Here is a 12,581-nt window from a genome sequence, read left to right on the forward strand (position 1 = left end):
GTAGGTCCACCCGCAAACCACGCCACCTCGTTTCCCTCCCGGGGGAGCCCCCCCCCCCCCCCCGCCGGCCCCCCCCCCCCCCCCCCGGGACGGCGACGGAGGGCTTCCCTGGGCTTGTCAGCCCTCGCTGATCAGGCCCTCACGGAGCTGGGTCAGCGTCCTGGTGAGCAGCCGGGAGACGTGCATCTGGGAGATGCCGATCTCCTCGCCGATCTGCGACTGGGTGAGGTTGCCGAAGAACCGCAGCATGATGATCCGGCGCTCGCGCGGCGGCAGCTTGGCCAGCAGCGGCTTCAGCGACTCCCGGTACTCGACGCCTTCCAGCGCGAGGTCCTCGTAGCCGAGCCGCTCGGCCAGCGGTCCGTCGCCGTCCTCCTCGCTGGGGCTGGAGTCGAGCGAGCTGGCGGTGTACGCGTTGCCCACCGCGAGGCCCTCGACCACGTCCTCCTCGCTGACCCCCAGGCAGGTGGCCAGCTCGGCGACGGTGGGGGAGCGGTCCAGCCGCTGGGACAGGTCGTCACCGACCTTGGTGAGCGCCAGTCGCAGCTCCTGGAGCCGCCGGGGCACCCGGACCGACCAGCTGGTGTCCCGGAAGAAGCGCTTGATCTCGCCCACCACGGTGGGCATCGCGAAGGTGGGGAACTCCACCCCGCGCTCGGGGTCGAACCGGTCGATCGCCTTGATCAGGCCGATGGTGCCGACCTGGACGATGTCCTCCATCGGCTCGTTGCGGCTGCGGAAGCGCGCCGAGGCGTACCGGACCAGCGGCAGGTTGAGCTCGATCAGGGTGTCGCGGACGTACGTGTGCTCCGCGCTGCCCGGTTCCAGGGCGGCCAGCCGCAGGAACAGCGAGCGCGACAGCGTCCGGGTGTCCAGCCCGGAGCCGGGCGGCGCCTCGGGCCCGGGCGGCGCGGCGGCCGGGACCCGCTGGAGCGGGATCCGGTCCTCGGCGACAGCCGTACCGTTGGCCTGACCAGCGTGGATCTCCGCAGTGCCCAGCTCTCCGGACATGCGCCCACCCCCTTGTGACTGACAGTTGAACGGGGGCCGTCGCACGGAGGTTCCCGGCGGGGGCCCTCCCCCTCCATACCGGAACACGGTCCACGGCAAACCCGAACGTCGCAAGATGTCACGCGAGGGTAACGCGCTGCAATCTCAGTCTTCCCAGGAGTTGCCGGTCCGAAGCCTCGTCAGGATGCGGGAGAGCAGCCGCGAGACGTGCATCTGGGACATCCCCAGCTCGGTGCTGATCTGCGACTGGGTCAGGTTGGCGAAGAACCGCAGCATCACGATCCGCCGCTCCCGCTCGGGCAGCTGGACCAGCAGGTGGCGGACCATGTCCCGGTGCTCGACCTCGGCCAGCGCGGAGTCCTCGTAGCCGAGCCGGTCCAGCAGGGCGAGCCCGCCCTCGTGCTCCTGCGCCGCTTCCAGCGAGGCCGCGTTGTAGGCCCGCCCGGCGTCCAGGCAGGCCCGGACGTCCTCCTCGGGGATCCGCAGGCTGGCGGCGATCTCCGGCACCTTGGGGGCCCGGCCGTGCAGCACCGTCAGCTCCTCCATCGCGCCGCTGACCTGGACCCACAGCTCCTGGAGCCGGCGCGGGACGTGCATGGTGCGGACGTTGTCCCGGAAGTAGCGCTTGATCTCGCCGAGGATGGTCGGCAGTGCGTAGGTGGGGAACTGGACGCCGCGGGTGGGGTCGAAGCGGTCGATCGCGTTGATCAGGCCGATGGTGCCGACCTGGACGACGTCCTCCATCGGCTCGCTGCGGCTGCGGAAGCGGGTGGCCGCGTAGCGGACCAGGGGGATGTTCACCTCGATCAGGGCGGCCCGGACCCGCTCCCGCTCTGGGGTGCCCGGGGGCAGCTCCGCGAGCCGTTCGAACAGCACCCGGGTCAGCGTCCGGACGTCCACCGCGGGGCGGCCGCCGGGGCCGCGCAGACCGTCCGGGCGGAGCTCGCCGGCCGGGCTGATGATCGACGCCAGTACCTCGTCGGACACGTCACCCCTCCCTCAGTCGATAACGAAGGGCCCTGCGGATCGGGTGTCGCGGCTGCTTCACCACCTCGCCATGTCCGGCAAAACCGGTCATAGCATCACAAGGCGGGCGCAGGTCGGGCAAGCACCCGGCGGAGGTGTGTTGGTGCGGGGTCGGGGCTTCACCGGGCTTCCCGCCCAGGCGCCGCACGGATCGTTCCGGGGTGGAGCAAGGCGCCCCGTCCGGTGGCCGGACGGGGCGCGGCGGGCCGTCCGAGGGACGGACCCGGGTGCCTCGGGTGTCAGACCTCGATGTCGGCGATCACCCAGGTGGCGAATTCGCGCCACTGACCGGCCGCGGCCTGATGGGCCGGGTGGGTCAGGTACGCGTGCAGGGCGTCGCGGTCCTCGACCAGGCTGTTGATCGCGTAGTCGTGGGCGATGTCCCGCTCGGTGGTGTTCCAGCCGCACTCCCACTCGCGCAGCTCGGGGATCAGCGAACCCAGCTCGGCGAACGCCTTGGCGCCGGCGAGCGCGCGCTCGTCGTCCTTGCGGACGCCTTCGTTGAGCTTGAACAGGACCAGATGCCGGATCACGATTGCCGCTCCTCGCGGACGGGGACAGAGGGTCCCGCACACCGTAGCCGGTGCGCCGGGGCGGGACGACGGGCCCTACGCGACCGGACGGCTCACTTGATCAGCCCGGTCATGAAGGTGCCGACCGCCTTGGCCGCGTTCGAGATGCCCTCGAAGCCCAGTTGGACGAGCTGGGCGGAGCGGGCCGGCGAGCTGATGATCGAGTAGAGGACGAAGATGAGCAGGAGGGCCATGCCGATCTTCTTCGCCTGCGCCATCGGGTGTCGTCCTCTCCTGCTGTGGGCCGCCGCCATCCAGGTCCCCGAGCGGCCCTGCGGAAGCAGCTTATCCATCGGACGGGCTATCAAGTGTGCGACGCGTTCGCCCGGCGGGACGAAGGTCCCCGTGAGTGGGGCCTTTCTCCGGATGCCCGGAAACGTCCCGGGCGGCAGGATGGGAGACGTGCCGAGGATCTGGCAGGAATCCCCGGTGCGTGGATCCGGAGTTCCCCGCTGTGGGACCGGGCGCCGCGGCTTCCCCCCGACGCGGCGCCGGTTGTGGGACTCCGCCGGGGGAGCGGTCGTCCCCCCGAGCCGCTCCCCCTTTCCAGGCTCCGTACTCTCCGGGCGTTGGTGGTCATCAGCCCGGAGTACGGAGCCCTTTTCGCGTTCGAGGGTGCGCGGAAACGCCGAGGGCCCGTCCGGATCGGACGGGCCCTCGGGCTCTACAGCGGTAGCGGTGGGATTCGAACCCACGGTGGAGTTGCCCCCACACACGCTTTCGAGGCGTGCTCCTTTGGCCGCTCGGACACGCTACCGAGGGGAACTCTACCGGACGGGTGGCGCGGTCACGAAATCCGTATGGCCGGGCGGCCGACGGGGGAGCCGGCGGCGGAAGTCGGCGCCGGACGTCAGCGGTGGGACTCGAAGAACTCGCGCAGCTGCTCGCCGCACTCGTCGGCGAGGACGCCCCAGACCACCTCGGGGCGGTGGTTGAGCCGGCGGTCGCGCATCACGTCGAAGAGCGAGCCGGCCGCGCCGGCCTTCTCGTCGAGGGCGCCGTAGACCACCCGGTCGATCCGGGACAGCACGATGGCGCCGGCGCACATCGTGCAGGGCTCCAGGGTGACGACCAGGGTGCAGCCGCTGAGCCGCCACTCCCCGATCCGTTCGGCCGCCTGCCGGATCGCGACCACCTCGGCGTGCGCGGTCGGGTCGCCGACCGCCTCGCGCTCGTTGTGGCCGCGCCCGACCACCTCGCCGCCCGGGCCCAGGACGAGCGCCCCGACCGGGACGTCGCCGGTGGCCGGCGCCAGGGCGGCCTCGGCGATGGCGAGGCGCATCGGCGCCGCCCAGCGGTCACGGACCGGGTCGGGGCGGTCGGGGGCGGGCAGCGGGGCGATGCGGGGGACGGCCTGCGGGGCGGATGCGGACTGCATGGCATCCAGTGTCGGGTATCCGGCGGTGGGCACCGGCCTGGTCACCGCCCGCTACCGGACCGCCTCCAGGACCTCGCCGCAGCCGAGGGCCTCGGCGATCTCCTCCAGGGCGTCGCCCGGGACGGCGCCCTCGCCGCTGAGGGCGAGCAGCTCCTCGGCGGCAAGGCCGAACTCGGTGAGCAGGTGGGCGTCGCCGAGCGGGCCGACCGGGACGCCGCTGCGGGCGTCCTCGTCCTGCTCCTGCGTCTCCTCGTCCTCCTCCAGCTCGACGACCAGGTGGTCCAGGTCGCCGAACTCGCTCTCACCGGCCTGGTCGACCAGCTCGTCGGTGAGGACGGAGCCGTAGGAGCTGCGGGCGGCGGCGGCGCCGTCGGACACGAAGATCCGCGGGTCCTCCTCGCCGTCCACCCGGACGATGGCGAACCAGGCGTCCTCCTGTTCGATGAAGATCAGGACGCTGTCGTCGTCCTGCGTGGAGTCGCGGGCCAGTTCGGTCAGGTCGGCGAGGGTTTCGACGTCGTCGAGCTCCGTCTCGCTCACATCCCACCCGTCCTCGGTGCGAGCAAGCACTGCAGCGAAGTACGCCACCAGGGACACTCCCAAGATCTCGGTCTCGGCTGTCGGCGCGCTCGGGCAACGCGAAAATCTGGCCGCCCCCGCGCCAGAGGCGGTCCGCTCGTTCGGACCGTCCCATCGGAATCGTGACAGAAAGCCCGCCCTTGCGGGGGGTGTTCGGCAGCGCGTCTTTGCAGGTCGTGTCGGAAGGTCCGGCCGGCGGCCGGTGTGGCGCCGGCGCCACCGCCCGGGGCCCGTCGGATCCGGACCGGCCGGTCGGCGGAGCCGCGGGGGGAGCTGCGGAGGGCGCCGCGCCGGAACCGCTTCGGATCCTCGTCAGATCCGGAAGGTTCGCATCCGCATGGCTTCGCGCATCCGCCGTTCCTTGGTCCGCCGGGGCTGGACCCGCTCCCGGAGTTCGCGGGCCTCGGTGAGCTCGCGCAGGAAGACGGCCCGCCGCCTGCGGCGGTCCGCCTCGGTCTCCGGGGGGTCCTGTGGCGGGCCGGGGCGATTGCCCGACCGGCCTGCGGGCTCGTCCGCCGAGCCGTCCCCGGCGTTCGGGTTGCTCGTCATAAGACGTGACATTCCCAGATCAGCCCGGTTGATACCACAGGAGGCGCTTCCGTCCGGACATTCGCGGGGCGCCACGGCGCGGCACGGCCGGGTGCACCCCGGCGACGGGGCGGTCGGCACGCGGCGAGTCGTACAGGCGTGCAGACCCGGGCTAACCTCGATACATGCGTCTCCACGTCGTCGACCACCCCCTGGTGGCCCACAAGCTCTCCACCCTGCGCGACGAGCGCACCGACTCGCCGACCTTCCGTCGCCTGACCGACGAGCTGGTGACCCTCCTCGCCTACGAGGCCACCCGGGACGTCCGCACCGACGAGGTGGAGATCACCACCCCCGTGGCGGTCACGCTCGGCACCCGCCTCAGCTACCCCCGCCCCCTGGTCGTGCCGATCCTGCGCGCCGGTCTCGGCATGCTGGACGGGATGACCCGACTGCTGCCGACCGCCGAGGTCGGCTTCCTCGGCATGGTGCGCAACGAGGAGACCCTGGAGGCCTCCACCTACGCCACCCGGATGCCGGACGACCTCTCCGGCCGCCAGGTCTACGTGCTCGACCCGATGCTGGCCACCGGCGGCACCCTCGTCGCGGCGATCAAGATGCTGATCGAGCGCGGCGCCACCGACGTCACCGCCGTGGTGCTGCTGGCCGCCCCCGAGGGCGTCGAGGTGATGAAGCGCGAGCTGGCCGGCCTGCCGGTCACCGTCGTCACCGCCGCCCTGGACGAGCGGCTCAACGAGAACGGCTACATCGTGCCCGGCCTCGGCGACGCGGGCGACCGCCTGTACGGCACCGCCGGCTGAGCGAATCCCCCGAACGGACGAGAGCCCCCCGGCGCGGTGCCGGGGGGCTCTCCTGTTGTCGCGCGGCACGACCGGCCTCAGCAGCTGCCGGTGGCGGTCGGGGTGGGGGACGGCTTGGTCGCGAGGGCGAGGGCGGCGGCCGCCTGGGTCTCGTCCAGCAGGGCGTTGTAGCTGTCGCCGACCACGAAGTCCACGGTGCCGTCGGTGCGGGCGTCGGCGGTGGTGGTGGCCCCGGCGATCTGCGAGCCGAGCAGGGTGGCGGCGCCGGCGCCGGCCGGGCCGGCGATCACCTGGGCGGTGCCGGGCACCTTCTTGTCCAGTTCGGCCGGGGCGTTGCCGACCTTGCCGATGGTGAAGCCGCGCTTCTTGAGCTCCTCGGCGGTCCGGCCGGCCAGGCCGCCCTTGGTGGTGGCGTTGTAGACGTTCACCGTGACGCCGGCCGGCTGCGGGATCGCGTGCGGGTCGCCCGGGGCGGCGGGGGCGCCGGAGGCGGTGGGAGCACCTGGCGTGGCGCCCGGGGAGGGGGCGGCCAGCGGCTTGCCCGACGGGGTCACGCAGGCCTGGGCGGAGGAGTTCTTGTTCTTCCCGCTGAAGATGTCGTAGAGCTGGACGCCGCCGAGGCCGATCAGGGCCAGGGCGAGCAGGCTCGCGAGCCCGGAGATCACCTTGCGGCTCTTCCTCGGGGGCCGGCCGAGTCGTGGATAGGCGTTGCCGGTGACGCGGTACTGCTTCCCCTTGAGGCCTTGGGGAGTCAACATGCTCACGGTTTGTCTCCCCCTCGTGCCAGGGCGGGGTCGGGATGACGGATCGGCTGGTGCGGGTGGATCCCGTGGTGCGGGCGGATCCCCTGGTCGCGGCCGTAGTCAGCAGCGTAGTGCCGTCAGGCTGCGAAGGTACTAAATGATCATCATCTGGAGTACGCCGGTACCCGAAAGGAGGTACCCGGGTACGCGCGGACCGCCCTCCGCCGGATGGCGAGGGGGCGGTCCAGGAGCCCGTGCAGAGGGTCCGTCATTCCATTTCGAGGACCCGGGCGTGCAGCACCTGGCGCTGCTGCAGCGCGGCCCGCACCGCCCGGTGCAGTCCGTCCTCCAGGTACAGGTCGCCGCGCCACTTCACCACGTGCGCGAAGAGGTCCCCGTAGAAGGTCGAGTCCTCGGCGAGCAGGGTTTCGAGGTCGAGTTGCCCCTTGGTGGTCACCAGCTGGTCGAGCCGCACCGGGCGTGGGGCGACGTCAGCCCACTGGCGGGTGCTCGTCCGGCCGTGATCCGGGTACGGCCGCCCATTGCCGATGCGCTTGAAGATCACACGGAAAGCCTACCGTTTGGGCGGCGGATGGCGCAGCCGCCGCGACGCCGCCACGCACTCGGGTGTGAGCTGCGGGAGGGCGATTGCGGCTGTTTGATGGGAAATGTCGCGAACATCGCCCGGTTCCGATCGGGACACGGCCCGCCCGGGACCGGGTTCCGGGCCCGCCCCGCCTCCCCGCACCGCCCAGGAGAGTGCCCCGATGTCCTCCGCCCCCACCCCGCCGGCCGTCCGGGAGATCGCCGACGGGTACGCCTTCACCGGGCCCGCCCTCGACCTCGGCGCGGTGCTGCTGGACGGCACCGCCTACCCGGACGCCCAGGTGCGCATCCCGCTCGGGGTGCTCAACCGGCACGGGCTGGTCGCCGGCGCCACCGGCACCGGCAAGACCAAGACCCTCCAGCTGATCGCCGAACAGCTCTCCGCCCAGGGCGTGCCGGTGTTCCTCGCCGACGTCAAGGGGGACGTCTCCGGCGTCGCCGCGCCCGGCGCGCCGAGCGAGCGCACCGCCGCCCGCGCGGCCGAGGTCGGGCAGCAGTGGACCCCGCAGGGCTGCCCGGTCGAGTTCTACTCGCTCGGCGGCCAGGGCGCCGGGATCCCGATCCGCGCCACCGTCACCAGCTTCGGGCCGCTGCTGCTCGCCAAGGTGCTCGACCTGAACGAGACCCAGGAGTCCTCGCTCAGCCTGGTGTTCCACTACGCCGACACCAAGGGCCTGGAGCTGTACGACCTCAAGGACCTCACCGCCGTCATCGCCTTCCTCGCCTCGCCCGAGGGCAAGGAGGAGCTGAGGACCATCGGCGGCCTCTCGTCGGCCACCGCCGGGGTGATCCTGCGCGCGCTCACCGTGCTGGAGAACGAGGGCGCCGGGGCGTTCTTCGGCGAGCCCGAGTTCGACACCGCCGAACTGCTGCGGACCGCCCCGGACGGCCGGGGCGTCGTCTCGGTGCTGGAACTGCCCGCCGTCCAGGACCGGCCGCGGCTGTTCTCCACCTTCCTGATGTGGCTGCTCGCCGACCTCTACCAGGAACTGCCCGAGATCGGCGACCTGGACAAGCCCAAGCTGGTGTTCTTCTTCGACGAGGCGCACCTGCTGTTCAAGGGTGCCTCCAAGGCCTTCCTGGAGGCCATCACCCAGACCGTCCGGCTGATCCGCTCGAAGGCCGTGGGCATCTTCTTCGTCACCCAATCCCCGCGCGACGTCCCCTCCGACGTGCTCGCGCAGCTGGGCAACCGGGTGCAGCACGCGCTGCGCGCCTTCACCCCGGACGACGCCAAGGCGCTCAAGGCCACCGTCTCGACCTTCCCGCGCTCCTCCTACGACCTCGGCGCGGTGCTCACCTCGCTCGGCACCGGCGAGGCCGTGGTGACCGTGCTCTCCGAGAAGGGCGCGCCGACGCCGGTCGCGGCCACCCGGCTGCGGGCGCCGCAGTCCCTGATGGGGCCGATCGAGGCGGGCGCGCTGCGGGCCGTCGTCGACGCCTCGCCGCTGACGGCGCGCTACCGGGACGCGATCGACCGGGAGTCGGCGTACGAGAAGCTGGCGGCGCGGGCGGCGCGGGCGCCCAGGCCGGAGGCCGCCGCACCGGCCAGGGCGCCGAAGGAGCGGGAGCCCGCCCCGCGGCGGGAGGAGCCGAAGGGGGCGGGCGGGCTGCTCGATTCGCTGCTCAGCAACCCGACGGTGAAGTCCCTGGCGCGTTCGGCCGGGAAGCAGCTCGGGCAGGAGATCTCGCGCAGCCTGTTCGGGACGTCCAAGCGGCGGCGGTAGCGGCCGGGCCCCGCACGGTGGGGGTGGGCGCCTAGCCGGCCAGGGCGGCGCCGATCCGGTCGAGCGAGGACAGCCGCATCAGGCCGTAGTTGTAGAACTCCACCTCGGGGACGCCCAGTTCGCGCAGGGTGGCGATCTTGGCGGCGAGGTTCGCCGGACCGTCGCAGTCCGAGGCCATCGGCCGCAGGATCACCGCCATGTCCTGGGGGCGGACGCCGTGCAGGGCGAACGCGGCGATCTTCTCCCGGACGGCCTCCGGGGTCTTCGCGTAGCCGAGCGTCTCGATCTGGTCGGTCGCCTTGGCGAGCGCGGGCAGGTCGATGCCGGACAGCCAGCCCTTGCCCGGGCCGGCGCCGTCCATGAAGCTCAGCCGCATGCCGTGGCGCCGGGCCTCCTCGGTCAGTTCGGCGGCCAGCGTGGTGACGGTGGTGGTGGCGGCGTCCAGGTAGGCGGCCAGGGCGCCGTCCGCGAGCGCGCTCAGGTCCGCGGGTTCGGCGGCGGCCGCCTCGTCGGCCAGCCGGCGGCGCAGCTCGGTGCGGACGGCCTCCGCGACCTCCTCCGCCGGGACGCCCGCGCGGGTGGCGGCGGCGCGGCAGTGCGGGCAGAAGCAGATGCCGAGCAGCGCCTCGGCGCCCGCGCCCAGCTCCTCGAAGTAGCGCTCGTGGTGGTAGCCGTGGCGCAGACCGTGGAAGTGCAGGGACTCGGCCCGGATCGCGTCCACGCCGTACCGGGCCAGCTCGGTGACCAGGGTCCGTGCGTACTCCCGGACCTCCGGGTGGGCCGGGCAGAGCTCGGTGAGGTGGCGGTCGCCGAAGGCGTTGGCCGGGGCGCAGTCCGGGTGGGTGAAGCCGAGCCGGTCGTTGTGGCAGAACACCGTCCAGGCGTGCAGCTTCAGCCCCCGGCGGCGGGTCTCGGCGGCGGCCTCGGCGAAGGGGTCGCGGTCGCCGATCGCGGTGGAGGGCACGGGCGCCAGCCGACGGCCCTGCCAGCGGGCCGGATCGGGGCGGAAGTAGGCCGCGCCCGGCTCCAGGTAGCGGATCACCCGGCGGGGGTTGTGCGGGAAGACGTCCCGGGCCTCGTGGTAGACCGAGGCGAGGGTGACGCCGCCGACCCCGGCGCGGTCGGTGAGGTTGCCGAAGAAGGTGTCGGCGCCCTCGTCGAGCAGGTCGGTGGCGAAGGCGAGGACGGACGACTCCACGGTGCGGCTCCGGAGCTGGGGGCGGGTGCGCTGTCCACGCTAGCCGCAGGCGCCTGATTGGTCTATACCTGGCAATTCGAGCGGACCGGGCCCGAACGAGGGGCGGCCGGATCGGGGCGGCCGGACCGGACGGGCCCCCACTACAGTGAGCCGTGTCCGTCAGGCCGTGTCCGACAGTGCGTGCCCGTCGGACCGTGTCCTTCAGCGTCCTTCAGCGTCCTTCAGCCCGAGGCCGTTCACGGCCCGTTGAGAGGTGACCACCCCATGAGCGTTCGTCCGCCGCTGCCGTACGACTTCCTGCCGCAGGTGCCGTCCTTCCCGCTGACCAGCCAGGACATCACCGACGGCGGCACACTGGCCGGGGAGTTCAGCCACGCCGGAGGCAACCGGTCGCCGCAGCTGGCCTGGTCGGGCCTGCCCGAGGGAACCCGGAGCATCGCCGTCACCTGCTACGACCCGGACGCGCCCACCGGCTCCGGCTGGTGGCACTGGCTCGCCCTCAACCTGCCCGCCGACACGGTCGAACTGCCGCGCGGCGCCGGCTCCTCGGACGACGACCTGCCCGGCGCGGCCTCCTTCCACGGCCGCAACGACTTCCCCGGCCACCAGTACGACGGCGCCGCCCCGCCGCCCGGCGCCCCGCACCGGTACGTGTTCGCGGTGCACGCCCTGGACGTCGAGAAGCTGGACGTCTCCGCCGACACCCCGGCGGCCCAGATCGGCTTCCACCTGACCTTCCACACGCTGGGGCGGGCGCTGCTCACCGCCGAGTACGGGGTCTGAGCACGGGGGCCACGATCCGGTCGAGGTCCGGCGGCTGCCCGAGGAGGCCCGGTCGGCCGGTCGCAGGGCCGTGGCCTGGACGGTCGGGCCGGCCGGGGAACCGGCCCTCCTGGTGGTGCCGGAGCAGCACCTGGCGCCGGCCGGATCCTGGCCGCCGGTCCGGCTGCCGTTCGACGGCGAGGTGGTCGTGGCCGCGCCGCAGGGGGAGTGGCGGGTGCCGCTGTCCGGCGTCTCCTGCTCGCCCGACCACCTCGGGCTGCTGCCGGGCGGCCGGGTGCTGCTGGATCGACGCGGTCGACCGGCGGTCGACCACCCTGCCGTGCCTGGTCCGGCTGCCGGTCGGCTTCGCGGTCCACGGCGGTCAGGGCGTCTTCTTGTCCAGCAGCGGCGAGTTGACCTGGTACCAGCTGATCGGCGAGGAGTGGAAGCAGACCCGGCGCCGGCAGCTGAGCGTGCCCGGCGCGCTCGACCGGGTGCGGGCGCACGGCCGGGACGGCGCGCTGTGGTTCCGCGCGGGGGACTGTCTGGTACCGGATCGAGGCCTAACCGTCTACGCGGGTGGCCCGGTCGGCGCGGGCGGCCAGGGTGCGCAGGTGGGTGATCAGCTCCGGGGGCTCGTGCACGTCGAACTCGCAGTCCAGCGTCAGCAGCCGCACCGCCGTCCACTCCAAGGAGTCCGTGCGGGAGCGCAGCCGACAGCGGTGCTCGTCGATCGGCTCGATCTCGGAGTCCCCCCGGTCGAAGTGCCGTCGGACGTTCGCGGCCGGGGCGTGCACGGTGGCGATCACGGCGCGGGCCGGTGACTGGCGGCGCAGCTTGCCCGCCACGTACGCGGCGGCGTCCTCGGCCGGGAGCGGGCGCGGGGTGAAGTGGGCGCCGGTGGCGCGGGGTTCGCTGAGCCGGTCGACGCGGAAGAGCCGCCAGTCGTCCCGGTCCAGGTCGTAGCCGACCAGGTACCAGCGGCGGCCGGCCGAGACCAGCCGCTCGGGTTCGACGTTGCGCCTGGTCTCGGCGCCGTCGCCGGCCCGGTAGGCGAAGCGCAGCCGTTCCCGGTTGGTGACGGCGCCGGCGAGCACGGTGAGGTCGTCCGGGTCGACGGTCGGGCCGTCGCCGGTGAGCAGCGGCACGGTGGCGGTGTTGAGCGCGCCCACCCGGTGCCGCAGGCGGCCCGGCAGCACCTGGAGCAGCTTGCCGAGGGCGCGGACCGAGGCCTCCTCGATGCCGACCACCGCGTGCCCGGCGGCCGCCCGCAGTCCGACCGCGATGGCGACGGCCTCGTCGTCGTCCAGCAGCAGCGGCGGCATCGCCGTCCCCGCGACCAGCCGGTAGCCGCCGACCGCGCCCATGGTGGCCTGCACCGGGTAGCCGAGGTCGCGCAGCCGGTCGATGTCGCGCCGGATCGTCCGGGGGCTGACGCCGAGCCGTTCGGCGAGTTCGCTGCCGGGCCACTCGCGCGGGGTCTGCAGCAGGGACAGCAGGTTCAGCAGCCGTGCGGGGGTGTCCGTCATGCCGTCCAGGATGCCGGACAACTGGGACAGGATCTGACCTATATGCCCCGTACCCTCGTGGACGTGCCGACGAGCAGCGCGAGCAGGACGAGCAGGACGAG

General features: G+C 73.1%; 14 protein-coding genes and 1 tRNA gene. 3 read left to right on the forward strand and 12 right to left on the reverse strand.

The genetic code is table 11. From position 1 onward, the window contains the following. Nucleotides 1–117 precede the first annotated feature (117 nt). From AC07AL_RS10015 to AC07AL_RS10050, 8 genes are all read right to left on the reverse strand, one after another. Complete coding sequence (locus AC07AL_RS10015; protein WP_363579759.1) at nt 118–1,011, reverse strand: RNA polymerase sigma factor SigF; 894 nt, start codon at nt 1,009–1,011, stop codon at nt 118–120. 144 nt (nt 1,012–1,155) lie between these two features. After that, nucleotides 1,156–1,938: an RNA polymerase sigma factor SigF gene (locus AC07AL_RS10020; protein WP_244293642.1), complete on the reverse strand. Its 783-nt coding sequence runs from the start codon at nt 1,936–1,938 to the stop codon at nt 1,156–1,158. Between the two features lie 338 nt (nt 1,939–2,276). Beyond that, nucleotides 2,277–2,570 carry a Dabb family protein gene (locus AC07AL_RS10025; RefSeq protein ID WP_063348630.1) on the reverse strand — a complete coding sequence of 98 codons (294 nt, stop codon included), beginning with the start codon at nt 2,568–2,570 and terminating at the stop codon, nt 2,277–2,279. Nucleotides 2,571–2,662: 92 nt separating this feature from the next. Then, nucleotides 2,663–2,827: a hypothetical protein gene (locus AC07AL_RS10030; RefSeq protein WP_167745863.1), complete on the reverse strand. Its 165-nt coding sequence runs from the start codon at nt 2,825–2,827 to the stop codon at nt 2,663–2,665. Nucleotides 2,828–3,279: 452 nt separating this feature from the next. Further along, nucleotides 3,280–3,366, reverse strand: a tRNA-Ser gene (locus AC07AL_RS10035). Between the two features lie 93 nt (nt 3,367–3,459). Further along, nucleotides 3,460–3,987 (reverse strand): tRNA adenosine(34) deaminase TadA, encoded by a 528-nt coding sequence (tadA, locus tag AC07AL_RS10040; RefSeq protein ID WP_363579758.1) that lies wholly within the window; start codon nt 3,985–3,987, stop codon nt 3,460–3,462. Nucleotides 3,988–4,038: 51 nt separating this feature from the next. Further along, nucleotides 4,039–4,575, reverse strand: coding sequence for a tRNA adenosine deaminase-associated protein (locus AC07AL_RS10045; RefSeq protein WP_363579757.1), 537 nt, complete (start codon nt 4,573–4,575; stop codon nt 4,039–4,041). 303 nt (nt 4,576–4,878) lie between these two features. Next, nucleotides 4,879–5,115 (reverse strand): hypothetical protein, encoded by a 237-nt coding sequence (locus tag AC07AL_RS10050; RefSeq protein ID WP_063348632.1) that lies wholly within the window; start codon nt 5,113–5,115, stop codon nt 4,879–4,881. A gap of 164 nt (nt 5,116–5,279) precedes the next feature. Here AC07AL_RS10050 and upp point away from each other — a divergent pair, with 164 nt between their 5' ends. Next, nucleotides 5,280–5,915: a uracil phosphoribosyltransferase gene (gene upp / locus AC07AL_RS10055; protein ID WP_350876411.1), complete on the forward strand. Its 636-nt coding sequence runs from the start codon at nt 5,280–5,282 to the stop codon at nt 5,913–5,915. A 77-nt stretch (nt 5,916–5,992) separates the two neighbouring features. On the opposite strand, the gene AC07AL_RS10060 is transcribed toward upp, so the two are convergent. Further along, nucleotides 5,993–6,673, reverse strand: a complete 681-nt coding sequence (locus AC07AL_RS10060; RefSeq protein ID WP_363579930.1) for a LytR C-terminal domain-containing protein — start codon at nt 6,671–6,673, stop codon at nt 5,993–5,995. Between the two features lie 253 nt (nt 6,674–6,926). Further along, on the reverse strand, nt 6,927–7,223 hold the full coding sequence (locus AC07AL_RS10065; RefSeq protein ID WP_063348635.1) for a type II toxin-antitoxin system VapB family antitoxin: 297 nt from the start codon (nt 7,221–7,223) through the stop codon (nt 6,927–6,929). Nucleotides 7,224–7,425: 202 nt separating this feature from the next. Between AC07AL_RS10065 and AC07AL_RS10070 the strand changes: the two genes are divergently transcribed. After that, nucleotides 7,426–8,991 (forward strand): helicase HerA-like domain-containing protein, encoded by a 1,566-nt coding sequence (locus tag AC07AL_RS10070; protein ID WP_363619500.1) that lies wholly within the window; start codon nt 7,426–7,428, stop codon nt 8,989–8,991. 31 nt (nt 8,992–9,022) lie between these two features. On the opposite strand, the gene AC07AL_RS10075 is transcribed toward AC07AL_RS10070, so the two are convergent. Beyond that, on the reverse strand, nt 9,023–10,189 hold the full coding sequence (locus tag AC07AL_RS10075; protein WP_363579755.1) for a hypothetical protein: 1,167 nt from the start codon (nt 10,187–10,189) through the stop codon (nt 9,023–9,025). 264 nt (nt 10,190–10,453) lie between these two features. On the opposite strand from AC07AL_RS10075, the gene AC07AL_RS10080 reads away from it, so the two are divergent. Next, nucleotides 10,454–10,972: a YbhB/YbcL family Raf kinase inhibitor-like protein gene (locus tag AC07AL_RS10080; protein ID WP_363579754.1), complete on the forward strand. Its 519-nt coding sequence runs from the start codon at nt 10,454–10,456 to the stop codon at nt 10,970–10,972. A gap of 542 nt (nt 10,973–11,514) precedes the next feature. Here the strand turns inward: AC07AL_RS10080 and AC07AL_RS10085 are convergent. Beyond that, nucleotides 11,515–12,480, reverse strand: a complete 966-nt coding sequence (locus AC07AL_RS10085; protein WP_478317329.1) for a helix-turn-helix transcriptional regulator — start codon at nt 12,478–12,480, stop codon at nt 11,515–11,517. Nucleotides 12,481–12,581 lie beyond the last annotated feature (101 nt).

The sequence above is a fragment of the Kitasatospora sp. NPDC043949 genome (assembly GCF_056435365.1).

Excerpts from the sequence above, each read along its gene's own strand:
- AC07AL_RS10015 (WP_363579759.1), bottom strand. The coding sequence starts at position 1,011 with ATGTCCGGAGAGCTGGGCACTGCGGAGATCCACGCTGGTCAGGCCAAC.
- AC07AL_RS10030 (WP_167745863.1), bottom strand. The coding sequence starts at position 2,827 with ATGGCGCAGGCGAAGAAGATCGGCATGGCCCTCCTGCTCATCTTCGTC.
- tadA (WP_363579758.1), bottom strand. The coding sequence starts at position 3,987 with ATGCAGTCCGCATCCGCCCCGCAGGCCGTCCCCCGCATCGCCCCGCTG.
- AC07AL_RS10050 (WP_063348632.1), bottom strand. The coding sequence starts at position 5,115 with ATGACGAGCAACCCGAACGCCGGGGACGGCTCGGCGGACGAGCCCGCA.
- upp (WP_350876411.1), top strand. The coding sequence starts at position 5,280 with ATGCGTCTCCACGTCGTCGACCACCCCCTGGTGGCCCACAAGCTCTCC.
- AC07AL_RS10060 (WP_363579930.1), bottom strand. The coding sequence starts at position 6,673 with ATGTTGACTCCCCAAGGCCTCAAGGGGAAGCAGTACCGCGTCACCGGC.
- AC07AL_RS10070 (WP_363619500.1), top strand. The coding sequence starts at position 7,426 with ATGTCCTCCGCCCCCACCCCGCCGGCCGTCCGGGAGATCGCCGACGGG.
- AC07AL_RS10080 (WP_363579754.1), top strand. The coding sequence starts at position 10,454 with ATGAGCGTTCGTCCGCCGCTGCCGTACGACTTCCTGCCGCAGGTGCCG.
- AC07AL_RS10085 (WP_478317329.1), bottom strand. The coding sequence starts at position 12,480 with ATGACGGACACCCCCGCACGGCTGCTGAACCTGCTGTCCCTGCTGCAG.